The following is a 25,482-nucleotide window of genomic DNA, read 5'->3' on the forward strand; positions in this document are numbered from 1 at the left end:
TCAAGATGAGATTTCCCATAGCGCAAGCTAGTAAGAACCCTGAAAGATGATCAGGTTGATAGGTCAGAGGTGGAAGCGTGGTAACATGTGGAGCTGACTGATACTAATCGTTCGAGGACTTAACCAAATAGAAAAGCGGAAGCGTCCGCTTAGCAACGTATGGCCTGGAGGGCTTTGACTGAGATAAAGGAAACACGAAGAGCGATAGCGATTCGATGTTGACTTATCGTAGGGAAAAGACCGAAGGACACTAGTTGCTGGACGCTGGAGCTAGACAATTATATAGGTGAACTCAAGTTTACAAACTTCTTCTGCATTATCTAGTTTTGAGGGAATGATACCTCAACCAAATAGTCTGGCAGCAATGGCGAGAAGGTCACACCCGTTCCCATACCGAACACGGAAGTTAAGCTTCTCAGCGCCGATGGTAGTTGGGACACGCGTCCCTGTGAGAGTAGGACGTTGCCAGGCACCAAGGACAACCTGAAAAGGTTGTCCTTTTTTGTGTTCCAAACAAATTAAGAAGATACTTTTTAATCAAACCTAGGTTTCACATTGGCGAGATTTGGAGAAAATCATTAGTAGTGAATCGTTGCATCTACATAAAAAATTCAGTATAATTTAGTCAAATATAGTCAAAGTCAGAGAATGGGGGTGGGAAGATGAGAAACATCTCTGATATTATTGAAAAATATCTCAAACAAGTATTGGAATTAAGTGAAAGAGACCTAGTTGAAATCAAACGAAGTGAAATCGCAGACAAATTTCAATGTGTTCCATCTCAAATTAATTATGTAATCAATACCCGTTTTACGATTGAAAGAGGATACATCGTAGAAAGTAAACGGGGCGGCGGTGGGTATATACGGATCATGAAGGTCCAGTCTCATGATCTTGCTCATTTAATTGAACAATCACTCGCACTTATTCAAAGCAGGATTAGTCAAACCAGTGCCGAAGATGTTATATTCAGACTCGTTCAAGAAGAAATTGTCTCGCAGCGGGAAGCGAAAATTATGCTCAGTGTAATTGACCGATCCGTTCTTTATATTGATCTTCCATACCGAGACGAATTAAGAGCGAGAATGCTAAAAGCAATGCTTACATCTTTAAAATATAAATAAATTTTTTCGCTTGAGAGGTGAAAGTATGATTTGCCAGGAATGCAACCAAAGACCTGCAGCCCTTCACTTTACGAAAATTATTAATGGGGAAAAGACGGAAGTCAATCTGTGTGAAAAATGTGCGCAGGAAAAGGGAGAAATGTTTATTTTTAATGGGGAATCTGGATTCGCTTTTAATAATTTATTAGCAGGATTATTAAATATAGACCCTGCTTTTCAAAAACCCAGTCAAAGCCCATTTCATCAAGAGGAAATTCTGCAATGTGATTCTTGTTCAATGACATTTCCACAGTTTTTAAAAGTGGGCCGCTTTGGATGTTCTCATTGTTATGAAGTATTTAAAGAACAATTGAAACCCGTATTACGTCGACTTCATAGTGGGAACTGGACACATAATGGGAAAATACCAAAGAGAATTGGCGGCGGTATCCATCTCCGTAAGCAAATAGATGAATTAAAAGGCACTCTAAAAGAATCCATTGCCAATGAGGAATTTGAGAAGGCAGCTGAGATTCGTGATGAAATACGTCAGTTAGAGAGAAAACTAGCAGACAGCCAAGAGGGAGGGGAATAACATGTCGCTTGAACGGTTTTTAAATCAAGCTGTCAGCTCCTGGATGAGTGAGGAAGGACCTGATTCAGATATCGTCCTCAGTTCCCGTATTCGTTTGGCTCGTAACTTTGATGCATATAAATTTCCAACACTTTTTTCACACGAAGAAGCAAAGATGATTATTGAAAAAATGGAGGAAATATTAAAACAGTCAGACATTCAAAAGTTTGGCCAAATGGAATTGTTGAAAATTAATGAACTCCAGCCCCTGCAGAAAAGAGTTTTGGTAGAAAAACATTTAATCAGTCCAAACCTAGCAGAGGATTCACCACATGGTGCTGTTTTATTAACCGAAAATGAAGAAGTTAGTATTATGATTAATGAAGAGGATCATATTCGTATTCAATGCTTGTTTCCTGGGTTGCAATTATCTGAAGCCTTAGATGCTGCTAATGAAATTGATGATTGGCTTGAAAGTAATATTCAATATGCATTTGATGAGAAGCATGGTTATTTAACCAGTTGTCCTACAAATGTGGGTACCGGTCTTCGTGCTTCGGTTATGATGCATCTGCCAGGATTAATCTTAACACAGCAAATTAATCGAATTATTCCCGCAATCAATCAATTAGGTCTAGTTGTTAGAGGAATTTATGGGGAAGGCAGCGAAGCTTTAGGTAATATATTTCAAATTTCTAATCAAATTACCCTTGGAAAATCGGAAGAGGACATTTGCCGGGATCTCAAGGGAGTTGTCAGCCAGTTAATTTCACAAGAAAGGTCAGCACGTGAAGCATTACGGAAAACTTCAAACATACAATTAGAAGACAGGGTGTTCCGTTCAATGGGTGTGTTATCTAATAGCCGAATTATTGAATCAAAAGAAGCAGCAAGATGCTTATCCGATGTTCGGCTTGGAATAGATATGGGTTATATTGAAAATATGCCTAAGACGATATTAAATGAATTAATGATCCTGACCCAGCCAGGTTTCCTGCAGCAATATGCTGGGGGTTCATTAAGACCACATGAAAGAGATATCCGTCGGGCAGCATTAATTAGGGAACGAATAAAAATGGAGCAAGAAAAATAGGTGAGGAGGAAGAGAATATGATGTTCGGCCGTTTTACTGAAAGAGCGCAGAAAGTTCTAGCATTAGCACAAGAGGAAGCGATTCGTCTTGGACATAACAATATTGGAACAGAGCACATTTTATTAGGATTAACTCGTGAAGGAGAAGGGATTGCAGCAAAAGCTCTTTATGGGCTAGGCTTAGGTTCTGAAAAAATCCAAAAAGAAGTAGAAAACTTAATTGGCAAAGGACAGGAAGCTTCTCAAACGATTCACTATACTCCACGGGCTAAAAAGGTCATCGAACTATCGATGGATGAGGCACGCAAGTTAGGACATTCCTATGTAGGCACTGAACATATTCTCCTTGGCTTAATCCGTGAAGGGGAAGGGGTCGCCGCACGAGTCCTTAATAATCTTGGTGTAAGCTTAAATAAGGCAAGACAGCAAGTCCTTCAACTTCTAGGAAGCAATGAGTCAGGCGGGCATCAAGGCGGTGCATCTGCCAGTGCGAACACCCCAACACTTGACAGCCTTGCACGGGATCTAACTTCGATCGCACGTGAGGGCAGTCTAGACCCGGTAATTGGACGCGGCAAAGAAATTCAACGTGTCATTGAAGTATTAAGCCGTCGGACAAAAAACAACCCTGTATTAATTGGGGAGCCGGGCGTCGGTAAAACTGCGATTGCAGAAGGTCTTGCCCAGCAAATTGTAAATAACGAAGTGCCTGAAATCCTTCGTGATAAACGGGTGATGACTCTCGATATGGGAACAGTGGTAGCTGGGACGAAATATCGAGGAGAATTTGAAGACCGTTTAAAAAAGGTCATGGATGAAATTCGCCAAGCCGGGAATATTATTCTTTTCATTGATGAGCTGCATACCTTAATTGGTGCTGGAGGTGCGGAAGGGGCGATTGATGCATCTAATATCTTAAAGCCATCTCTTGCGCGCGGTGAACTCCAATGTATTGGAGCAACAACTCTTGATGAGTATCGTAAATATATCGAAAAAGATGCTGCATTAGAACGACGCTTCCAGCCAATTCGTGTAGATGAACCAACACTTGAAGAATCAATTCAGATTTTAGAAGGGCTGCGCGACCGTTATGAGGCACATCACCGTGTTTCAATTACAGATGAAGCAATTCAAGCGGCTGTGAAACTTTCGGACCGTTATATCTCAGACCGCTTCCTGCCGGATAAAGCGATTGACTTAATCGATGAAGCGGGTTCTAAGGTAAGGCTTCGTTCCTTTACCACTCCACCTAATTTAAAAGAATTAGAAGTGAAATTGGAAGAAGTGCGTAAGGAAAAAGATTCTGCTGTTCAGAGTCAAGAGTTTGAAAAGGCTGCATCCTTAAGAGATACAGAACAGCGTTTACGTGAACAACTTGAAGAGACAAAGAAGAATTGGAAAGAAAAACAAGGGAAAGAAAATAATGAAGTAACCGTTGAAGATATTGCAAGTGTTGTTTCTAGTTGGACCGGGGTTCCTGTTTCCAAGCTGGCGGAAACAGAAATGGCGAAGCTTCTTAATTTAGAAGAAGTACTTCATTCTCGCGTAATTGGCCAGGAGGAAGCGGTAAAAGCTGTATCGAAGGCAGTCCGCCGTGCTCGTGCTGGATTAAAAGATCCCAAACGACCAATCGGTTCTTTTGTCTTCCTTGGACCAACAGGTGTTGGGAAAACCGAATTAGCCCGTGCTCTTGCTGAAGCGATGTTTGGTGATGAGGATGCGATGATACGGATTGATATGTCCGAGTATATGGAAAAACACTCGACTTCTCGTCTAGTTGGTTCACCGCCAGGATATGTAGGTTATGAGGAAGGCGGCCAATTAACAGAAAAGGTTCGCAGAAAGCCATATTCTGTTGTGCTATTAGATGAAATTGAAAAAGCACATCCTGACGTATTTAATATCCTGCTGCAAGTCCTTGAGGACGGTCGATTGACTGATTCTAAAGGCAGAACAGTTGACTTCCGGAATACAGTCCTTATTATGACATCCAATGTCGGTGCTGAGGCATTAAAACGGAACAAGTATGTCGGCTTTAATATCCAAGATGGCGAACAAGACTATAAAGATATGAAAGGGAAAGTGATGGGAGAATTAAAGAAAGCATTCCGTCCTGAATTCCTTAACCGTATCGATGAAATTATTGTTTTCCATGCGTTAGAGCGGAAGCATCTTGAAGAAATTGTGACTTTATTATCAGAGCAGTTAATTAAGCGTTTAAAAGAGCAGCATATTTCTTTAGAATTAACAGCTGCGGCAAAAGAGAAAATTTCTCAGGAAGGCTATGACCCTGAATATGGGGCACGACCATTACGCCGTGCGATTCAAAAGCATATTGAAGACAGACTTTCGGAAGAACTATTAAAGGGAACATTATTAACCGGACAGCATGCAATTATTGATGTTGATAATGGAGAATTTATTGTTCGTATGGCTGAGAAAACGAGTTTAGTAAAATAGGACTATGTCGTAATATCTATGAAGAGGTACACGTAAATAAAGTTAAATCGTGTACCTCTTTTTCTATCGACTTTTTCAAATGAAAAAATAAAAAAGGTATGGTAACCTGTAAATAGTTAGCAAAATTTGGCTCCTGCACCCAGCGTATTTCGCTATCTGGTGCGTGTGCCTTTTGTTCTTTTTAGTTAAGAGAGGGTCGAAGGATAATGGCAAAACGAAAGACGAAGTTTATGTGTCAGGCGTGCGGATATGAATCGCCCAAGTGGATGGGAAAATGTCCTGGCTGCGGTGAATGGAATAAGATGGTGGAGGAAGTTGAAGTAACAGGTTCCGCGAGAAGAGGTGCATTTGCCCATTCCCAGGGCGGATCAGGACTGTTATCCAAGCCCATGCCGATCAATTCAATTGAAATGGAAAATGAACCACGGATTCTAACGGATTTAAACGAATTAAACCGTGTCCTTGGCGGTGGCGTGGTTAAGGGTTCTTTAGTGCTGATAGGCGGAGACCCTGGAATTGGGAAGTCAACGCTGCTTTTGCAGGTTTCATCACAACTTGCGAATAAAGGAAATCAGGTTTTATACATATCTGGTGAGGAATCGTTACGACAAACTAAACTTCGGGCGGAACGATTAGGTATATCTTCTGAAAATCTCCTCGTTTATTCTGAAACGAATCTTGAAGAAATCAACCGGACCATCGATAGTACCAATCCTAGCTTTGTCATCATTGATTCGATCCAAACGGTCTTTCACCCCGATGTAACAAGCGCACCAGGAAGTGTCTCACAAGTACGTGAGTGTACCTCGGAATTAATGAGAATTGGGAAAACGAAAGGAATTGCGATCTTTATTGTTGGACATGTAACAAAAGAAGGATCCATTGCAGGTCCAAGGCTGTTAGAGCATATGGTGGATACGGTTCTCTATTTTGAAGGAGAAAGACACCATACCTATCGGATTCTACGTGCAGTCAAAAACCGATTTGGTTCAACGAATGAAATGGGCATTTTTGAAATGAAGGAATTGGGCCTCGAAGAAGTAGCCAATCCTTCTGAGATCTTCTTAGAAGAGCGTTCACGGGGCGCAGCTGGATCGACGGTAGTTGCATCGATGGAAGGGACAAGACCAGTCCTTGTCGAAATCCAGGCTTTAATTTCCCCTACCAGTTTTGGGAATCCCAGAAGAATGGCTACTGGAATTGACCATAACCGTGTGCCGCTCTTGATGGCAGTATTAGAAAAGCGAGTGGGGATGCTTCTCCAGAATCAAGATGCCTATTTAAAAGTTGCCGGCGGTGTAAAGTTGGATGAGCCAGCCATTGATTTGGCTGTTGCTGTCAGTATTGCTTCGAGCTTTAGAGATAAGCCGACAAGGCCGACGGACTGCATTATCGGTGAAGTTGGTTTGACTGGGGAAGTAAGAAGGGTATCGAGAATTGAGCAGCGTGTCCAGGAAGCGGCCAAGCTTGGTTTTGAGCGAGTGATTCTGCCTGCTAATAATCTAGGCGGTTGGAAGGGACCGAGGGGAATCGAACTTATTGGGGTAACGAATGTAAGTGAAGCTTTGAAAGCAGCTTTGGGGGGGTAGCAGATGGAGAATAAAAAGCTAGGTGAACATTCCGTAAGTGAGATATTACAATTCCTTGCTCCTGGGACGCCCATTCGTGAGGGGATTGACAATGTCCTTCGAGCCAATACAGGAGGCCTTATTGTCATTGGTTTTAACGAAAAAGTAAAAAGTATCGTTGATGGCGGCTTTGAAATTAATTGTCCTTTTTCGCCAAGCTTTTTATATGAATTGGCCAAAATGGATGGGGCAATTATCCTTAATGAATTAGGAAATAAAATTCTGTTTGCCAATGCCCAGCTGGCCCCTGACTCCGATATCCCCTCTACAGAAACAGGAATGCGGCACCGGACAGCTGAGAGGACGGCGAAACAAACAAAAGCCTTAGTCATTGCTATCTCCCAAAGGAGAAATGTAATTACTCTGTATCAAGGGAACTTCCGCTATGCCTTAAAAGATATTGCAGTGATTTTAACAAAGGCCAATCAAGCTATCCAGACACTTGAAAAGTATAAGACGGTTCTGGAACAAAGTATTACCAATTTGAGTATTTTAGAGTTTGAAGAGTCTGTCACCTATAATGACTTTCTACTGGTTCTGCATCGGTTTGAAATGGTCTTAAAGATTAAAAACGAACTACTAACCTATTTACATGAATTAGGGACTGAGGGGCGTCTCATTCGTTTACAACTGAATGAAATCTTAACTGACTTGGAAGAGGAAACAATGCTCATAATCAAAGATTATGCCTTTGATAGAGATATCAAGGCAAGAGATGTTTTAGCCCGAATGCAGTCAATGACTTCAAATGGAACAATAGAAGATATGGTGTTATTAAAATTAATGGGCTATCTGGGCTATGTGCATCTCGAGGAAAATAAAAATCCGCGCGGCTACCGGATTCTTAATAAAATTCCAAGACTCCCATCAATCATTATTGAAAACTTAATTAGCCATTTTGGCGAACTTGCAAAAATTATTTCAGCATCTGTGGAAGATCTCGATGATGTGGAAGGAATTGGGGAAGTCCGGGCTAAAAAAATTAAAGAGGGTTTTAAATTAATAAAAGAACGGTTATATACCGATCGTCACCTTTAAAAACAATGGAAAAGTAAAAAAAATCCAATTGTTTGACATGGGGGTTTTCCAATGCTACCCTATGGAGAAATCATCTATTAATAATTCACGGGAACTACTCTTTTAACAAGAATCTTTAAGTGAAAAATAATCAGTAAATTAAGGTTTCATTTTTATGAATATGTTTATAATGAGTAGAGGAGGTGAAGGAATGTTAAAACGTATTGTGCAGGCTTGCTTCCTCATTATGGGTGGTACGCTTGGTATTTTGTTATTGCCGGAATTGTTCAATCTACTTCATATCAATGACATTCCCTTAATTAACAACTCGTATATCACTGCTGTTTTAGGTGCTATTATTTTTTATCTTATTACCTTTTGGGCAGTAGATTATGTTTTTAACTTTGTTAAATGGACTGAAGATTCATTAGTCAAAATCCCTGTAACCGATGTCCTTTTTGGTAGTGTGGGTCTCATATTTGGGTTGTTGGTGGCCTTTTTAATTGGCTTTGCCTTAAATGCGGTACAGGTGCCAATTCTAAATGCTGTCGTGCCAATCATACTGACCATTTTATTTGGCTATCTTGGCTTTCAGGTAGGTTTTAAGAAAAGGGACGAACTACTAGGTCTATTTGGAAATCGGAGTAATAAGAAAAAATCCAGTGAAGACGAGAGTGAAAAAGAAGCGAATCAATCTTTAAAAATACTAGATACTAGTGTGATTATTGATGGACGTATAGCTGATATTTGTCAGACGGGATTTTTAGAAGGAACGATTGTCATTCCACAGTTTGTCCTCGAGGAATTACAGCATATTGCTGATTCATCCGATGTATTAAAACGAAATCGCGGCCGCAGAGGTCTAGATATTTTAAATCGAATTCAAAAGGAACTTGCCATTAAAGTCGAAATCTATGAAGGTGATTTCGAGGAAATTAGTGAAGTGGATTCAAAACTTGTGAAACTGGCAAAAATCACAAATGGAATCTTAGTCACAAATGATTTCAATCTGAATAAGGTTTGCGAATTGCAGAATGTTTCAGTGTTAAACATCAATGATTTAGCAAATGCCGTCAAACCTGTTGTTCTTCCAGGAGAAGAATTAACGGTACAGGTGATTAAGGATGGCAAGGAATATCATCAGGGCGTTGCTTACTTGGATGACGGAACGATGATCGTTGTCGAAGAAGGAAGAGAATATATTGGAAAACGAATTGAGGTTCTCGTCACAAGTGTTCTCCAAACATCGGCTGGAAGAATGATATTTGCTAAACCAAAGCTATTAGAAAAAGCATTATAAGTGGGGTTTTCATATGACTTACCAAGTCATTCTCCCGGCAGCGGGCCAGGGAAAAAGAATGGGAGCAGGGAAAAATAAGCTTCTATTAGAGCTTAATCATGTACCTGTATTAATCCATACATTAAAAGTGTTTGAACAGGATAATGCCTGCAGCAAAATTATTGTAGCGATTCATCCACAAGATGAAGGGGAATTTAAAGCCTTATTTACCAAGTATAATATTGCCAAAGCAATCCATTTAGTGCATGGGGGTAAGGAACGGCAGGATAGCATTTTTAATGCGCTGAAAACAGTGGAAACAGACGGGGTTATTCTTGTTCATGATGCGGCACGTCCTTTTATCAGTAATGAACATATCTACCGTTTGACAAAAGTGGCTATGGATACAGGGGCGGCCATTTTGGGAGTACCGGCAAAGGACACCATCAAAAAGGTACAAGATGGTTTGGTGGTTGAAACTGTCGAACGTTCAAGCTTGTGGGCGGTCCAAACCCCACAAGCTTTTCGCATTTCTCTTCTGAAGAAGGCCTATGAGAAAGCAGAAAGGGATTCTTTCCTAGGAACAGATGATGCCAGTCTAGTGGAGAGGATCGGCCATCCTATTGCGATGGTTGAAGGCGACTACGATAATATCAAATTAACAACACCAGAAGATATTTATTTTGCGGAAGCGATACTAGAAAAGCGGAAGCGCCTTGACTAGGCGTTGCAGCTAGACAATAGGAAAAAAGGGAGTTTTTCATAATGTTTCGAATTGGTCAAGGGTTTGATGTGCATCAACTAACGGAAGGGCGACCGTTGATTATCGGTGGAATCAGCATACCATATGAAAAAGGGCTGCTAGGTCATTCAGATGCAGATGTTTTATTACATACGGTTTCTGATGCTTGCCTTGGTGCGATTGGAGAAGGGGATATTGGCAAACATTTTCCTGATACCGATCCCAATTTTAAAGATGCAGACTCTGCAAAGTTAATGGAGCATGTGTGGGAATTGGTGAAAAATAAGGGGTACGAGCTGGTAAACGCGGATTGTACAATCATAGCTCAGAAGCCGAAAATGGCACCCTATATTGAGCAAATGCGCGTGAGAATTGCCGAATTACTAGAGGCCGAACCTGAGCAAATCAATGTGAAGGCAACCACCACCGAGAAATTGGGCTTCACTGGCAGAGGGGAAGGAATCGCCTCTCAAGCGGTTGTTTTATTAAGAAAGGTTCATGAATAGTCTTTCTTGAAATCATAGACAATGATAAAATAATCAGTTGAAACATATAAATTCTTGGGAAAGCTGTCTAGCTTCAGCGCCTAGGCACTTACGCTTTTCTAAATGGAGGCATTGAGATGTCAAATGAAGTTCGTGTAAGGTATGCTCCAAGTCCAACAGGGCATTTACATATTGGAAACGCTCGTACGGCATTATTTAATTACTTATTCGCACGTAATCAGGGCGGGAAGTTTATCATTCGTATTGAAGATACGGATAAAAAAAGAAATATTGCCGGCGGAGAAGAAAGCCAGTTGAAATACTTAAAATGGCTTGGCATGGATTGGGATGAGGGTGTTGACGTCGGCGGCGAATACGGACCATATCGTCAATCCGAGCGAAATGATATATATGAAATTTACTATAACCAATTATTAGCGGAAGGTCATGCTTATAAGTGTTATTGTACCGAAGCGGAAATTGAGGCAGAGCGTGAAGCCCAGGCTGAAAGGGGAGAAACGCCGCATTATTCGGGTAAATGCCGTCATTTAACCGATGAACAACGCCGTGAATTAGAAAGCGAAGGCCGTCAGCCAAGCATTCGGATTATCGTACCTGAAGGGAAAACCTATACCTTTGATGATATGGTAAAGGGGAGCGTGTCCTTTGAATCCGAAGGGATGGGCGACTGGGTCATCATTAAAAAGGATGGCACCCCAACCTATAATTTTGCGGTTACAATTGATGATTATTTAATGAAAATCTCTCACGTGCTCCGTGGCGATGATCATATTTCTAACACACCTAAACAACTCATGGTCTATGAAGCATTAGGCTGGGAGCCGCCGATTTTCGGCCATATGACATTGATTGTCAATGAAAGCCGTAAAAAGTTAAGTAAGCGCGATGAATCAATCATTCAGTTTATCGAACAATATGAAGAGTTAGGGTATCTCCCAGAAGCGTTATTTAACTTTATTACGCTCCTCGGCTGGTCGCCTTCAGGTGAAGAAGAAATTTACTCTAAGAATGAGTTTATTGAGATATTTGATGCGAATCGCTTATCTAAATCCCCTGCCTTATTTGATAAGCAGAAACTGCTATGGATGAATAACCAATACATGAAGAAGATTGAGATTGATCGTGTAGTTGAACTGGCTTTACCTCACTTAGTGAAAGCAGGCCGTTTAAGTGAAAGTCAAACGGATGAGCAGTATCAATGGGTCCAAGGGTTAATCGAACTTCTGCAGGAAAAAATGAGCTTTGGTGCTGAAATCGTGGAATTATCCGAGATGTTCTTTAAAGAGGAAGTGGACTACGAAGAAGAGGCGAAGGAGATTCTAGCAGGTGAGACGGTTCCGGAAGTGTTAAAGGCATTTTCACATGAACTGGATCAGTTAGAGCACTTCCGGGCTGACGGGATAAAGGCTGCAATGAAGGCAGTTCAAAAGTCGACTGGCCAAAAGGGGAAAAACCTATTTATGCCAATTCGTGCTGCAGTAACTGGCCAAACACACGGGCCAGACCTGCCACAGGCCATTGAACTTTTAGGAAAAAATAAGGTTCAAACAAGAATTAATAAAATTATTAGTTAACATCGACAATAAAATGTAATATAGTAGAGTAAACAATTATATAGTTCTGAAAGTGTAGAAGAGGATAAGTAAAAAAAGGATGCTTCAAAGAGAAAACCATCACCGGCTGAAAGTGGTTTAGGCCTCTCGTTTTTTGAAATGCACCTCTGAGCCCTGTTTCGAAAAGAGTCAACTCTAAGTAGAGATGGGCGGAACCGATCCGTTAACAGGTAGAGTGAGACCAAGTTTTGAGCTATTGTTACCATCCTAGCTTTCCGGTCTAATCAGAGTGGAACCGCGCGTTAAGCGCCTCTGTCGTCATGACAGAGGCGTTTTTTATTTACTTTGAAGTTTAATAAAGATTAAAGTTCTGAACCTAGACAACTGTCTAGCTTCAGCACCCAGCGGCTAGTGTACTTCGCCCTTTTCCCGTCGATAAGTCAACATCGGATCGCTTACGCTCTCCGTGTTTCCTTTATCTCAGTCAAAGTGCTCCAGTCCATACGCCGCTAAACGGGTGCTTACGCTTTAAAAATAGGGGGAAAATGGTAATGTTTAAGAAGTTGAGGGAGGATGTAGAGGTTATTTTCGAGCAAGATCCTGCGGCAAGGAGCCATTTGGAAGTCATCTTAACCTATTCAGGCTTGCATGCCATTTGGTCACACCGTCTTGCACATGCACTTTTTAATCGGAAATTATTTTTTCTAGCCAGGGTTATTTCGCAGGTAAGCCGATTTTTTACCGGTATTGAGATTCATCCTGGGGCAAAAATAGGCAGAAGATTTTTTATTGACCATGGTATGGGCGTGGTTATTGGGGAAACCTGTGAAATTGGGGATAATGTAACTATATATCAAGGGGTCACACTTGGTGGAACAGGGAAAGAGAAAGGGAAACGGCATCCAACCATTAAGGATAATGTTCTGATTTCTACAGGGGCTAAGGTACTCGGATCGATCACGGTTGGAGAAAATTCCAAAATTGGCGGCGGCTCGGTTGTATTGAAAGAGGTTCCTCCTAACTCAACGGTAGTGGGAATTCCAGGCAGGGTAGTCATGCAAGATGGAAGAAAAATTACAAAAGACTTAAACCATTGTGATTTGCCAGACCCTGTTGCCGACCGCTTAAGAGAAATGCAAAACGACTTGGATAAGTTAATGTATGAACTCGAAGAATTAAAAGGAGAAAGGATAGAAGTCAATGGCCATTCAACTTTATAATACACTTACACGTAAAAAGGAAACTTTCGTACCGCTTGAAGAGGGCAAGGTCAAAATGTATGTTTGCGGTCCGACTGTCTATAATTATATTCATATTGGTAATGCTCGTCCGGCCATCGTTTTTGATACAGTCCGACGCTATTTAGAATACCGCGGATACGATGTTAAATATGTTTCTAATTTTACTGATGTTGATGATAAATTAATCCGAGCTGCCAATCAATTAGGAGAAGACGTGCCAGCTATTGCTGACCGTTTTATCAATGCCTATTTTGAAGATGTGTCTGCATTAGGCTGCCAAAAAGCGGATGTTCATCCACGGGTAATGGAGAACATGGACATTATTATTGAATTTATTAGTGAATTAATTGATAAAGGTTTTGCTTATGAATCGGCTGGAGATGTGTATTTTCGGACAAGAAAATTCGATGGCTATGGTAAACTGTCGCATCAATCGATTGATGATCTCCAGATAGGCGCAAGAATTGAAGTTGGCGATAGGAAACAAGATGACTTAGATTTTGCCCTTTGGAAAGCGGCGAAGGAAGGGGAAATCTTCTGGGAGAGCCCATGGGGACTTGGACGTCCAGGCTGGCATATTGAGTGCTCGGCAATGGCGAAAAAGTATCTGGGTGAAACGATTGATATTCATGCGGGTGGACAGGATTTAACTTTCCCGCACCATGAAAATGAAATTGCCCAGTCAGAAGCACTATCAGGAAAACTATTTTCCCGCTACTGGATGCACAATGGCTATATCAATATTGACAATGAAAAAATGTCGAAGTCGCTAGGAAACTTTGTATTAGTTCACGACATTATCAAGAAACACAATCCACAAGTGTTACGCTTTTTCATGTTATCGGTTCATTATCGCAATCCGATCAATTACAGTGAGGAATTACTGGAAAGTACAAAAGCTGCATTTGAGCGCTTGATCACCTCCTATCAAAATTTAAAGCATCGTAAAGAAGCAAGCACAGATTTAACCGATAATAATCAGGAATGGCTTGATAAAATTGCAAGCTCCCAGGAACAGTTTATTGAGGCGATGGATGATGATTTTAACACAGCGAAGGCCATTTCTGTCTTATTTGACCTCTCAAAACTGGCGAATTATTATCTGTTAGAAAAAAATACAGCTGTAGCGGTAATCGATGCTTTTACCAAACAGTTTGAAGACTTATTCCATGTCTTAGGGCTGACGATTGAAAAAGAAGAAATGCTGGATGAAGAAATTGATGCACTAATTGAAAAGCGAATCCAGGCTCGAAAGGACCGCAATTTCCAATTGTCTGACCAAATCCGAGATCAGCTGAAGGAAATGAATATTATTTTAGAAGATACCCCGCAAGGTACAAGGTGGAAAAGAGGTTAATTCATGCTTGAATATGAAAATACCGTCGATGCCAAACAATTGAATAGTCTAGCCCTTGCCTATATGGGTGACGCCATTTATGAAACGTATGTAAGGCGCCACCTCCTCTATAGCGGGAAGGTAAGACCCAATCATTTACACCGGACGGGAACAACTTACGTTTCAGCAAAAGCACAGTGCAAAATACTTTTTCAAATGATGGATGATCATCTTCTCGACGAGGAAGAGTTAGCGGTGATTATGCGTGGTCGAAATGCGAAGTCAGGCTCTGTTCCTAAAAATACAGATGTCCAGACCTACCATTACAGTACAGCATTCGAAGCGTTGCTGGGTTATTTATATTTATCGGGTAAAATAGAGCGGATGGAAGAATTGATTAATCTGGCATTTAAATATGTGGATGAAAGAAAGGAGGAACGCTAGGATGGAACAAGAATATATTGTTGGCAAAAATCCAGTTATTGAAGCGCTGAAATCAGAAAGGGACATTAATAAGATCTTAATTGCTGAAGGATCACAGCGCGGCCAAATGCAGCAAATTACGCAGTTAGCAAAGGAAGCACATGTAATTGTTCAATTTGTGCCAAAGAAAAAAATTGATCAAATATCCGGTGAAAATCATCAAGGAGTTCTAGCCTATGTCGCCGCTTACCAATATGCGGAAATCGATGATTTGTTTGCAGCTGCTGAGAAGAAAAATGAACCACCTTTCTTTTTATTGCTTGATGAGATTGAGGATCCTCATAATCTCGGTTCAATCATGAGAACGGCGGATTCTGTGGGGGCACATGGCATCATTATTCCGAAACGGAGGGCTGTGGGCTTAACCGCGACAGTGGCTAAAGCCTCAACAGGTGCCATTGAGTATATTCCAGTCGCGCGTGTGACAAATATGTCGAGAACAATCGATGAATTAAAGGAAAGGGGCATTTGGATTGCTGGAACAGATGCCAAAGGAAAAGATGACTACCGCAGGTTAGATGGGACCCTGCCGCTTGGCTTAGTCATTGGCAGTGAAGGAAAAGGAATGGGTAGACTAATCCGCGATAAATGTGATTTTCTTATTCACCTGCCAATGGTTGGAAAAGTTACTTCGTTAAATGCTTCTGTTGCGGCATCTTTACTCATGTATGAGGTATATCGAAAACGACACCCGCTTGAGGGGTAACATATGGATATCCTGCTTGTCGACGGATATAACATTATTGGGGCCTGGCCGGAACTTAGGACATTAAAAGATCGAGATCTGCCAGCAGCAAGAGATCGTCTTGTAGAAAGAATGGCGGAGTATCAAGCCTATTCCGGATATCGTGTGATTGTTGTCTTTGATGCCTACTATGTGCAAGGAACAGAGAAAAAATATAAAAACCATCAAGTAGAAGTCATCTTTACGAAAGAAAATGAAACAGCAGATGAGCGGATAGAAAAATTGGCCATTAGCCTAAGTAATCGGAGAACGCAAATACATGTCGCCACCTCCGATTATACAGAGCAATGGGCGATCTTTGGACAAGGAGCATTAAGAAAATCCGCTCGGGAGTTGCTCATTGAAATGTCCTCCATTGAAAGGGGCATCGAACAGAAAGTGAAAAAGATTCAAGAAAAAAAACCTGTCTCGAAAATCAATATGAGTGATGAAATGGCAGAAATTTTCGAAAAGTGGCGCAGGGGTCAAAAGTGAGCGTGGACACTAGAAAAATTGTCATGTATACTATTACTAACTATGCTTGTTCGGTGGAGGGGATCTACTTTGAGTACGGACTTCGGAACAAAGGTCAACCAGCAGTTTCTCGTAATGGAAGATGAAGAAATTGTTTATTTGGTACACCACGGTGACAGTGAAGCATTGGATTATTTAATCCACAAGTATCGTAATTTTGTGCGTGCAAAAGCAAGGTCCTATTTTTTAATTGGTGCTGATAAAGAAGATATTGTCCAAGAAGGGATGATTGGACTGTACAAAGCCATTCGTGACTTCAGAGAGGACAAGCTGACATCCTTTAAGGCATTTGCCGAGCTATGCATTACTCGTCAAATTATAACAGCCATTAAAACCGCAACACGGCAAAAGCATATTCCGTTAAATTCTTATGTTTCTTTGGACAAGCCGATTTATGATGAAGAGTCCGATCGAACATTAATGGATGTTTTGTCAGGGGCAAAGGTACTTGACCCTGAAGAGCTAATCATTAATCAAGAAGAATTTGACCATATTGAATTTAAAATGACTGAATTATTAAGTGACTTAGAAAGAAAGGTATTGGCCCTCTACTTAGATGGTCAATCCTATCAAGAAATTTCAGAAGAACTCAATCGTCATGTGAAATCCATTGATAATGCTCTGCAGCGAGTGAAAAGAAAATTGGAACGATATCTCGAACTTCGCGAGTTTTCGCTGTAATAACCTACCTTAATGGCATAAATTTGAACCGTTTTCAAGGGATATTGACAATAATTAGGGTACATGGTACATTTTTAAGGATATAATAGAAAATTGGGTAAAGGTGTCGAAAATGAGTAAAAAAGTTATCCTTGCATGTGCAGTCTGCGGTTCTCGAAACTATTCGACAATCAGCAAGCAGACACAAACAGAGCGATTAGAATTAAAAAAATTCTGCAAAACGTGCACCACCCATACCATTCATAGAGAAACAAAATAGTCATCCTATATTCTTATAGTTATTTTATTTTGGGGGTTACTTAACATGCAGCGCATAACAAAGTTCTTCAGTGATATATTCCGTGAGATGAGGAAAGTTAGCTGGCCAAAACGAGGAGAACTAACACGCTCGACGATTACTGTATTAACGACTGTTGTCTTTTTTGCAGCGTTCTTTGCAGTTCTTGATTTAGGAATTTCAAAATTGATTCGTTTAATTCTTGAATAATAAATCAATTTTCATGGTATAATGGTGATTAATAAAGGAATTTTTATCTAAAAGCCCGTATAACGGGTTTTTTATTTGTTTAAAAAATAGTCTATGACTAATAAATAGGGAGGGACGGACGTTCTAGTCCTCTTAAATGGAAAAAAATTGGTATGTGTTACATACTTACTCCGGTTATGAAAATAAAGTAAAAGCAAATTTAGAAAAACGGGTCGAATCAATGGGGATGCAAGATAAGATCTTTCGAGTAGTTGTCCCTGAAGAAGAAGAAACCGAACTAAAAAACGGCAAGAAAAAAGTAGTAAAGCGCAAAGTGTTCCCTGGTTATGTACTAGTAGAAATTGTGATGACAGATGATTCATGGTATGTGGTGCGTAATACACCTGGAGTAACAGGTTTTGTTGGCTCATCAGGATCAGGTTCTAAACCAACTCCATTACTTCCAGAAGAAGTTGTCGTTATATTAAAACGAATGGGTGTTACTGAAACTCGTGTCGATGCTGATTATGAAATTGGCGAAACGGTTCGTGTCAAAGAAGGTCCATTTGCTAACTTTACAGGATCAGTAGAAGAGATGGATAAAGACAAGGCGAAACTGAAAGTTCTTGTTAATATGTTCGGCCGTGATACCCCTGTAGAACTTGATTTTACCCAGATTGAAAAACTTTAATATAAAAAAACTTGAAATCATTTTGAAAAAGTGGTAATATTTCATAGGTCAGTATGTCTCTATATGAGACAAGACTTATGTCAAGTTCTTTATGATCAATAGATAAAGACAGATGCCTGAGTGGGAGGGTTCCTAAAAAACCCTATTACCACATCACGGACTTTAAGGAGGTGTGTCTCGTGGCTAAAAAAGTAATTAAAGTCGTTAAATTACAAATTCCTGCTGGGAAAGCAAACCCTGCGCCACCAGTTGGTCCTGCACTAGGTCAAGCCGGTGTTAACATCATGGGATTCTGTAAAGAATTTAACGCTCGTACAGCAGATCAAGCTGGTTTGATCATCCCTGTTGAAATTACGGTATTTGAAGACCGTTCATTTACATTTATTACGAAAACTCCTCCTGCTGCCGTTCTTTTGAAAGTAGCAGCTGGAATTCAGTCAGGTTCTGGTGAACCTAACCGTAATAAAGTAGCAACAGTTAAGCGTAATACAGTACGCGAGATTGCGGAACAGAAAATGCCTGACCTAAACGCAGCTAGCGTTGAAGCAGCAATGCGTATGGTTGAAGGTACTGCTCGCAGCATGGGTATCGTCATCGAAGACTAATCCATGTAACTGATTGTTTTTTGTAAAATGAAGGGGTTGCGACGTTATAAACACTCGCAACCTTTTTCGTGGGCTAGCTGCGGCGCCTGTTCAAGGCGCCTCCGCTTTGCCGTGGGAGAATTATTCGCTAAAACCACAATTCTAGGAGGAAATTAAAATGGCTAAAAAAGGTAAGAAGTATTTAGAAGCTTCAAAGCTTGTAGATCGCCTAAAAGCATATCCAATTGCTGAAGCAATTGATCTTACAAAACAAACAAACTTCGCTAAATTTGATGCAACTGTTGAAGCAGCATTCCGTTTAGGCGTTGACCCTAAGAAAGCTGACCAACAAATCCGTGGTGCAGTAGTGCTTCCAAACGGAACTGGTAAAACGCAACGCGTTCTAGTTTTCGCTAAAGGGGAAAAAGTTAAAGAAGCAGAAGCAGCAGGCGCTGATTATGTGGGCGATGCTGAATACATCAACAAAATCCAACAAGGTTGGTTTGAATTTGATGTAATCGTAGCAACTCCTGACATGATGGGTGAAGTTGGTAAATTAGGTCGTGTATTAGGACCTAAAGGCTTAATGCCAAACCCTAAAACTGGTACAGTTACATTTGATGTAACTCGTGCAATCAATGAAATTAAAGCAGGTAAAGTTGAATACCGCGTTGACAAGTCTGGTAACATCCACGTGCCAATCGGTAAAGCTTCTTTCGAAAACGAAAAGCTTGTTGAAAACTTTAACACTGTATTTGAAACTTTGCTAAAAGTGAAGCCTTCTGCTGCAAAAGGTACTTACATGAAGAACGTAACTGTTGCTTCTACAATGGGACCTGGCGTTAAAGTTGATCCTTCATCAGTAGCTGTTAAATAAATTTTACCAATTGACAATATAAAATAGATTTTATATAATCTATTTTGTTGTTTAAAATAATAACATTTGTACTGTAGACAGCAGGTGTGCCAAGTGCACTTAATTTCCTGCCGAGGTAATGCGATATAAATAACTGAGAGATCGGTTGTTATCCTGCCTCCATGTCACCGTTCGATATGGAGGCGTTTATTTGCCTGGTATAAATGTAGAAATTCTACAGGAGGTGTAAAGATGAGCAGTGCAATCGAATTAAAGCAACAAATCGTTAGCGAAATTTCTGATAAATTAAAGAGCAGCGTATCAACCGTTGTTGTTGATTACCGTGGTCTTTCTGTTTCAGAAGTAACTGAACTTCGTAAACAACTTCGTGAAGCTGGTGTGGAATTCAAAGTTTACAAAAACTCTATGACACGCCGTGCGGCTGAAGCAGCTGGTCTTGCTGATTTAAACGCTGCATTAACAGGTCCAAACGCAATTGCGTTCAGTACTGAAGATGTAGTAGCACCAGCTAAAATCTTGAACGACTTTGCGAAAAAGCATGAAGCACTTGAACTTAAAGCAGGTGTAATTGAAGGGAACGTTGCAACAGCTGAAGAAATTAAAGCTCTTGCTGACCTACCATCACGCGAAGGTTTACTATCTATGTTACTCAGCGTACTACAAGCTCCAATCCGCAACCTTGCTCTTGTTACAAAAGCAGTTGCAGAACAAAAAGAAGAACAAGGCGCGTAAGCTAGAAATGCTGAAGCGACCGTTTAGCAGCGTATGGACTGGAGCGCTTCAACCGAGATAAAGGAAACACGGAGAGCGACAGCGAACCGATGTTGACTTATCGTAGGGCGAAGAGCGAAGGACACTAGCTGCTGGGAGCTGAAGCTGGACAATCTTAGCGTCAAACTAATAAATTCGAACGAAAACTAAGGAGGAAATTAATCATGACTAAAGAACAAATCATTGAAGCAGTTAAAACTATGACTGTTTTAGAACTTAACGATCTAGTAAAAGCAATCGAAGAAGAATTCGGCGTAACTGCTGCTGCTCCAGTAGCAATGGCTGGCGGCGCTGGTGCTGCTGCTGTTGAAGAAAAAACTGAATTTGATGTAATCCTAGCTGGCGCTGGCGATCAAAAAATCAAAGTTATCAAAGTTGTACGTGAAATCACTGGTCTTGGTCTTAAAGAAGCAAAAGACCTTGTTGACAACACTCCAAAGCCAGTTAAAGAAGGCGTTTCTAAAGATGAAGCTGAAGCAATCAAAGCTAAGCTTGATGAAGTTGGAGCAAACGTTGAAGTTAAGTAATAATCTCAAAAACGAGCTCGCTGTATAAGCGGGCTTTTTTTGGCTTAATAGAATTTAGATTTTTAGTTTCTTTTCCTCGTCTATCTTCAATTATTAATCTTCCTCGGAGGTGAGTCAGTTGTCTGAACACTACTATTCTCGAACACAAAAGGTCGAAAGTGACCCGAAATTTTGGGACTACACTTTAAAAAATAACTCTTTTCGTTTTAAAACGGACAACGGTGTGTTTTCAAAAAGAGAAGTAGATTTCGGCTCACGTTTATTAATTGAGTCTTTTGAAATGCCAAATGCAGACGGATTCCTCCTGGATGTTGGCTGCGGCTATGGGCCAATAGGTCTGTCGCTTGCAAAATATTATCATGAACGTATGATTCATATGGTTGATGTTAATGAGCGGGCTATTGAATTGGCAAAGGAAAATGCAGAAATAAATCGGATCCAGAATGTTAAAATCTATGAGAGTGACCGGTTGTTGAATGTGAAAGAAAACACATTTGCAGCAATTTTAACAAATCCACCGATTAGAGCAGGAAAGAAAACAGTTCATGACATTTTTGAACAAAGCTTTGATCATCTCGTGTCACAGGGGGAGCTCTGGGTTGTCATTCAAAAGAAACAAGGTGCACCATCCGCGATTGAAAAATTAAATAATTTATTTAACCACGTCGAAACTATTGACAAATCCAAAGGTTATTTTGTCATAAGGGCACAAAAAAGTTGACTTGAAAATGTCACTATGATAGCATTATAAAATGCCATCATAATAATTTCCGAATTATTCCTATAAATACTTGATTATCTTGTATAAAAAAGGGATATTAAGGAAATGATGACAAAATAATAGTCTAAATGTGAAAATGTGGTTTTTAACTAAAAACCCTTTTTCTTTTTGTTTACTGGAAGAGAAGTCATTTTCTATTCCATAAACGTTAATAGATTTTAATAATAACGCTTGATTTGAGGGGTGAATCAGTTGACAGGTCAACTAGTTCAGTATGGACGACACCGCCAACGAAGAAGTTACGCACGAATCAGTGAAGTTTTAGAATTACCAAATCTTATTGAAATCCAAACCTCTTCTTATCAATGGTTTCTTGATGAGGGTTTGCGTGAAATGTTCCAGGATATTTCACCAATCGAGGACTTTACTGGTAACCTATCACTAGAATTTATTGATTACAGTCTTGGCGATCCAAAGTATTCAGTAGAGGAATCAAAAGAACGGGACGTTACATATTCTGCTCCATTGCGTGTAAAAGTACGTCTTGTGAACAAAGAAACAGGTGAAGTAAAAGATCAAGATGTATTTATGGGTGATTTTCCACTTATGACTGAGACTGGTACGTTTGTCATTAACGGGGCGGAACGTGTTATTGTTTCACAATTAGTGCGCTCTCCGAGTGTTTACTATAGTGGGAAGTTCGATAAAAATGGAAAGCGGGGCTTTTCTGCTACTGTCATTCCGAACCGCGGCGCTTGGCTCGAATATGAAACAGATGCTAAAGATGTCGTTTATGTGAGAATAGATCGTACTCGGAAACTGCCCGTTACGGTTCTTTTGCGTGCACTTGGTTTCGGCTCTGATCAAGAAATCATTGAATTGATTGGGGATAACGAATACATCCGCAATACACTTGAGAAAGACAATACGGAAGGTGTCGAAAAGGCCCTTTTAGAAATTTATGAGCGTCTTCGTCCAGGTGAACCACCTACGGTTGAAAATGCAAAGAGCTTATTAGTGTCACGTTTCTTTGACCCTAAGCGCTATGACCTTGCTAATGTAGGCCGTTATAAAATTAATAAAAAGCTTCATATCAAAAATCGTTTATTCAACCAACGCTTAGCAGAGTCCCTTGCGGATCCTGAAACTGGTGAAATTATTGCCGAGAAAGGCTTAGTTCTAGATAGAAGAAATCTGGATAGAATTCTCCCTGCTCTTGAAAAGAATATTAATTTCAAAGGCTTTAATCCATATGGCGGTGTTGTAGAGGACGAGATTACACTTCAGGATATTAAGATTTATGCTCCTGGTGATGATAATGAAAAGGTAATTAATGTCTTAGGTAATGCCTATGTGGAAGAACCAATTAAAAATATTACACCAGCTGATATCATTGCATCGATTAGCTACTTCTTTAATCTATTGCACGGTGTCGGTGACACGGATGATATCGATCACTTAGGTAACAGACGTCTTCGTTCTGTTGGAGAATTGCTTCAGAATCAATTCCGGATTGGGTTATCCCGTATGGAGCGTGTGGTTCGTGAAAGAATGTCCATTCAAGACACAGCGACAATTACTCCACAGCAACTGATTAACATTCGTCCAGTCATTGCGTCTATTAAAGAATTCTTTGGCAGCTCGCAATTATCACAGTTCATGGACCAAACCAACCCGCTTGCTGAATTAACGCATAAGCGTCGTCTCTCTGCATTAGGACCTGGTGGTTTAACACGTGAACGTGCTGGAATGGAAGTTCGTGACGTTCACTACTCCCACTATGGCCGGATGTGTCCGATTGAAACACCAGAGGGTCCAAACATTGGTTTGATTAACTCGCTTTCTTCATACGCGAAAGTTAACCGATTTGGATTTATCGAAACACCATACCGCAGGGTTGACCCTGATACTGGTAAGGTAACTGCTCGGATCGATTACTTAACAGCTGACGAAGAAGATAACTATGTAGTAGCCCAAGCGAACTCTCGCTTAGATGAAGATGGATCTTTCTTGGATGAGGAAGTTGTAGCTCGTTTCCGTGGTGAAAATACGGTTGTTAAACGTGAACGTATTGACTATATGGATGTATCGCCAAAGCAAGTCGTGTCTGCAGCAACAGCATGTATTCCGTTCCTTGAAAATGATGACTCCAACCGTGCCCTAATGGGTGCGAACATGCAGCGTCAAGCCGTACCACTCATGCAGCCAGAAGCCCCTCGTGTTGGAACAGGTATGGAATATGTATCTGGTAAAGACTCGGGTGCAGCGGTGATCTGTAAGCACGAAGGTATTGTTGAACACGTGGAAGCACGTGAGGTATGGGTGCGTCGTATTAATGTGGTTGACGGTCAAGAGGTAAAAGGAAATCTTGATAAATACCGCATGTTAAAATTCATCCGTTCTAACCAAGGAACATGTTATAACCAACGTCCGATCGTTGCAGTGGGTAACCGTGTAACTAAAGGTGAAATTCTTGCTGATGGTCCATCCATGGAATTAGGAGAATTAGCCCTAGGCCGTAACGTCCTTGTTGCCTTTATGACATGGGATGGTTATAACTATGAAGATGCGATTATTATGAATCAACGTCTTGTAAAAGACGATGTATACACTTCGATTCATATTGAAGAATATGAGTCAGAATCCCGTGATACTAAACTAGGGCCGGAAGAAATTACACGTGATATTCCGAACGTCGGGGAAGATGCACTTCGTAATTTGGATGAGCGCGGTATCATTCGTACTGGTGCTGAAGTGAAAGATGGTGACTTGTTAGTTGGTAAAGTAACACCAAAAGGAGTTACAGAATTAACAGCAGAAGAACGTCTTTTACATGCAATTTTCGGTGAAAAAGCTCGTGAAGTTCGTGATACTTCTCTACGTGTGCCACATGGCGGCGGCGGGATTGTCCTTGATGTTAAAGTCTTTAATCGTGAAGATGGCGATGAACTGCCACCAGGCGTGAATCAACTTGTCCGTGTCTACATCGTTCAGAAACGTAAGATTTCTGAAGGTGATAAAATGGCGGGACGTCACGGTAACAAAGGGGTTATCTCAAGAATTTTACCGGAAGAAGATATGCCGTTTTTACCAGACGGAACACCAGTGGATATCATGTTAAATCCACTAGGGGTACCATCACGGATGAACATTGGACAGGTGCTTGAACTCCATCTTGGAATGGCAGCCCGTTACCTAGGTATTCATGTTGCATCTCCAGTATTTGACGGAGCACGTGAAGAAGATGTTTGGGGAACAATTGAAGAAGCAGGTATGGCTCGTGATGCGAAAACGGTCCTTTATGATGGCCGTTCTGGGGAACCATTTGATAACCGTGTCTCTGTAGGTGTCATGTATATGATTAAACTTGCACACATGGTTGATGATAAACTCCACGCCCGTTCAACTGGACCATACTCATTAGTTACGCAGCAGCCATTGGGTGGTAAAGCTCAATTTGGTGGTCAGCGTTTTGGTGAGATGGAGGTTTGGGCACTTGAAGCATACGGTGCAGCATACACACTTCAAGAGATCCTTACGGTTAAATCCGATGACGTGGTTGGTCGTGTAAAAACGTACGAAGCGATTGTCAAAGGTGAAAATGTTCCGGAACCAGGTGTTCCAGAATCATTCAAAGTATTAATTAAAGAACTTCAGAGTCTAGGAATGGATGTAAAAATTCTTTCAGGTGACGAAGAAGAAATTGAAATGCGCGATACGGAAGATGACGATGACTTACAACAAGTCGATACGTTAAACATTGTTCCTGAACAAGCATTTGAATCAGAAAAAGTCGGTTCAAAAGAGTAACTATATATGAGTAGGAGCGCACTATGCGCTCCCACTTTTGTACGTCATAAGGGTAAAACCTGGATATCAAAAGGGAGGTAGG

Annotated in this window: 25 protein-coding genes, 2 rRNA genes and 2 other annotated features; all 27 genes read left to right on the forward strand. The window is 40.7% G+C overall.

Annotated features, from left to right (window positions below; translation table 11 throughout):
- A 23S ribosomal RNA gene (locus M3610_RS21685) occupies positions 1 to 127 on the forward strand; the annotation flags it as partial.
- A 227-nt stretch (positions 128 to 354) separates the two neighbouring features.
- A 5S ribosomal RNA gene (gene rrf, locus M3610_RS21690) occupies positions 355 to 471 on the forward strand.
- A gap of 191 nt (positions 472 to 662) precedes the next feature.
- A complete protein-coding gene (locus tag M3610_RS21695; protein WP_026565491.1) occupies positions 663 to 1,124 on the forward strand; it encodes a CtsR family transcriptional regulator in 462 nt (153 codons plus the stop codon).
- A gap of 25 nt (positions 1,125 to 1,149) precedes the next feature.
- Positions 1,150 to 1,698: a protein-arginine kinase activator protein McsA gene (mcsA, locus tag M3610_RS21700; protein WP_098573747.1), complete on the forward strand. Its 549-nt coding sequence runs from the start codon at positions 1,150 to 1,152 to the stop codon at positions 1,696 to 1,698.
- A gap of 1 nt (position 1,699) precedes the next feature.
- Positions 1,700 to 2,770 (forward strand): protein-arginine kinase McsB, encoded by a 1,071-nt coding sequence (gene mcsB / locus M3610_RS21705; RefSeq protein ID WP_098573744.1) that lies wholly within the window; start codon positions 1,700 to 1,702, stop codon positions 2,768 to 2,770.
- 17 nt (positions 2,771 to 2,787) lie between these two features.
- Positions 2,788 to 5,229 carry an ATP-dependent protease ATP-binding subunit ClpC gene (gene clpC / locus M3610_RS21710; RefSeq protein ID WP_098573741.1) on the forward strand — a complete coding sequence of 814 codons (2,442 nt, stop codon included), beginning with the start codon at positions 2,788 to 2,790 and terminating at the stop codon, positions 5,227 to 5,229.
- Between the two features lie 206 nt (positions 5,230 to 5,435).
- Positions 5,436 to 6,818: a DNA repair protein RadA gene (gene radA, locus M3610_RS21715; RefSeq protein WP_098573739.1), complete on the forward strand. Its 1,383-nt coding sequence runs from the start codon at positions 5,436 to 5,438 to the stop codon at positions 6,816 to 6,818.
- Positions 6,819 to 6,821: 3 nt separating this feature from the next.
- Positions 6,822 to 7,895, forward strand: coding sequence for a DNA integrity scanning diadenylate cyclase DisA (gene disA / locus M3610_RS21720; RefSeq protein WP_098573737.1), 1,074 nt, complete (start codon positions 6,822 to 6,824; stop codon positions 7,893 to 7,895).
- 190 nt (positions 7,896 to 8,085) lie between these two features.
- A complete protein-coding gene (locus M3610_RS21725; RefSeq protein WP_098573734.1) occupies positions 8,086 to 9,174 on the forward strand; it encodes a PIN/TRAM domain-containing protein in 1,089 nt (362 codons plus the stop codon).
- Between the two features lie 13 nt (positions 9,175 to 9,187).
- Entirely contained in the window at positions 9,188 to 9,877 is a 690-nt protein-coding gene (ispD, locus tag M3610_RS21730; protein ID WP_098573731.1) for a 2-C-methyl-D-erythritol 4-phosphate cytidylyltransferase, read from the forward strand.
- A gap of 41 nt (positions 9,878 to 9,918) precedes the next feature.
- Positions 9,919 to 10,401, forward strand: a complete 483-nt coding sequence (gene ispF, locus M3610_RS21735; protein ID WP_251462584.1) for a 2-C-methyl-D-erythritol 2,4-cyclodiphosphate synthase — start codon at positions 9,919 to 9,921, stop codon at positions 10,399 to 10,401.
- A 116-nt stretch (positions 10,402 to 10,517) separates the two neighbouring features.
- The gene (gltX, locus tag M3610_RS21740; protein ID WP_251462587.1) at positions 10,518 to 11,975 is read left to right on the forward strand and encodes a glutamate--tRNA ligase; all 1,458 of its coding nucleotides are present in this window, start codon (positions 10,518 to 10,520) and stop codon (positions 11,973 to 11,975) included.
- Positions 11,976 to 12,021: 46 nt separating this feature from the next.
- Positions 12,022 to 12,271, forward strand: a binding site (T-box leader).
- A 234-nt stretch (positions 12,272 to 12,505) separates the two neighbouring features.
- Positions 12,506 to 13,174: a serine O-acetyltransferase gene (gene cysE / locus M3610_RS21745; RefSeq protein ID WP_098573725.1), complete on the forward strand. Its 669-nt coding sequence runs from the start codon at positions 12,506 to 12,508 to the stop codon at positions 13,172 to 13,174.
- Complete coding sequence (gene cysS, locus M3610_RS21750) at positions 13,155 to 14,552, forward strand: cysteine--tRNA ligase (protein ID WP_098573723.1); 1,398 nt, start codon at positions 13,155 to 13,157, stop codon at positions 14,550 to 14,552. The genes cysE and cysS overlap by 20 nt, the downstream gene beginning before the upstream one ends.
- A 3-nt stretch (positions 14,553 to 14,555) precedes the next feature.
- The gene (locus M3610_RS21755) at positions 14,556 to 14,975 is read left to right on the forward strand and encodes a Mini-ribonuclease 3 (RefSeq protein ID WP_098573721.1); all 420 of its coding nucleotides are present in this window, start codon (positions 14,556 to 14,558) and stop codon (positions 14,973 to 14,975) included.
- A gap of 1 nt (position 14,976) precedes the next feature.
- Positions 14,977 to 15,720 carry a 23S rRNA (guanosine(2251)-2'-O)-methyltransferase RlmB gene (gene rlmB / locus M3610_RS21760; RefSeq protein WP_098573719.1) on the forward strand — a complete coding sequence of 248 codons (744 nt, stop codon included), beginning with the start codon at positions 14,977 to 14,979 and terminating at the stop codon, positions 15,718 to 15,720.
- Positions 15,721 to 15,723: 3 nt separating this feature from the next.
- A complete protein-coding gene (locus M3610_RS21765; protein ID WP_098573716.1) occupies positions 15,724 to 16,233 on the forward strand; it encodes an NYN domain-containing protein in 510 nt (169 codons plus the stop codon).
- A 69-nt stretch (positions 16,234 to 16,302) separates the two neighbouring features.
- Positions 16,303 to 16,953: an RNA polymerase sporulation sigma factor SigH gene (gene sigH, locus M3610_RS21770; protein ID WP_098573714.1), complete on the forward strand. Its 651-nt coding sequence runs from the start codon at positions 16,303 to 16,305 to the stop codon at positions 16,951 to 16,953.
- A 112-nt stretch (positions 16,954 to 17,065) separates the two neighbouring features.
- Positions 17,066 to 17,212 carry a 50S ribosomal protein L33 gene (gene rpmG / locus M3610_RS21775; RefSeq protein WP_098573712.1) on the forward strand — a complete coding sequence of 49 codons (147 nt, stop codon included), beginning with the start codon at positions 17,066 to 17,068 and terminating at the stop codon, positions 17,210 to 17,212.
- Positions 17,213 to 17,257: 45 nt separating this feature from the next.
- A complete protein-coding gene (gene secE / locus M3610_RS21780) occupies positions 17,258 to 17,440 on the forward strand; it encodes a preprotein translocase subunit SecE (protein ID WP_098573710.1) in 183 nt (60 codons plus the stop codon).
- Between the two features lie 136 nt (positions 17,441 to 17,576).
- Positions 17,577 to 18,110 (forward strand): transcription termination/antitermination protein NusG, encoded by a 534-nt coding sequence (nusG, locus tag M3610_RS21785; protein ID WP_026565508.1) that lies wholly within the window; start codon positions 17,577 to 17,579, stop codon positions 18,108 to 18,110.
- Between the two features lie 179 nt (positions 18,111 to 18,289).
- The gene (gene rplK / locus M3610_RS21790; RefSeq protein ID WP_026565509.1) at positions 18,290 to 18,715 is read left to right on the forward strand and encodes a 50S ribosomal protein L11; all 426 of its coding nucleotides are present in this window, start codon (positions 18,290 to 18,292) and stop codon (positions 18,713 to 18,715) included.
- A 157-nt stretch (positions 18,716 to 18,872) separates the two neighbouring features.
- Positions 18,873 to 19,571, forward strand: coding sequence for a 50S ribosomal protein L1 (rplA, locus tag M3610_RS21795; protein WP_098573708.1), 699 nt, complete (start codon positions 18,873 to 18,875; stop codon positions 19,569 to 19,571).
- 53 nt (positions 19,572 to 19,624) lie between these two features.
- Positions 19,625 to 19,769, forward strand: a sequence feature (ribosomal protein L10 leader region).
- A 33-nt stretch (positions 19,770 to 19,802) separates the two neighbouring features.
- The gene (gene rplJ / locus M3610_RS21800; protein WP_098573705.1) at positions 19,803 to 20,303 is read left to right on the forward strand and encodes a 50S ribosomal protein L10; all 501 of its coding nucleotides are present in this window, start codon (positions 19,803 to 19,805) and stop codon (positions 20,301 to 20,303) included.
- A gap of 203 nt (positions 20,304 to 20,506) precedes the next feature.
- Complete coding sequence (gene rplL, locus M3610_RS21805; protein ID WP_098573702.1) at positions 20,507 to 20,869, forward strand: 50S ribosomal protein L7/L12; 363 nt, start codon at positions 20,507 to 20,509, stop codon at positions 20,867 to 20,869.
- Between the two features lie 118 nt (positions 20,870 to 20,987).
- The gene (locus M3610_RS21810; RefSeq protein WP_251462590.1) at positions 20,988 to 21,590 is read left to right on the forward strand and encodes a class I SAM-dependent methyltransferase; all 603 of its coding nucleotides are present in this window, start codon (positions 20,988 to 20,990) and stop codon (positions 21,588 to 21,590) included.
- Positions 21,591 to 21,842: 252 nt separating this feature from the next.
- Complete coding sequence (gene rpoB, locus M3610_RS21815; protein WP_251462593.1) at positions 21,843 to 25,400, forward strand: DNA-directed RNA polymerase subunit beta; 3,558 nt, start codon at positions 21,843 to 21,845, stop codon at positions 25,398 to 25,400.
- Positions 25,401 to 25,482: the final 82 nt, after the last annotated feature.

The organism is Neobacillus sp. MER 74 (assembly GCF_023714155.1).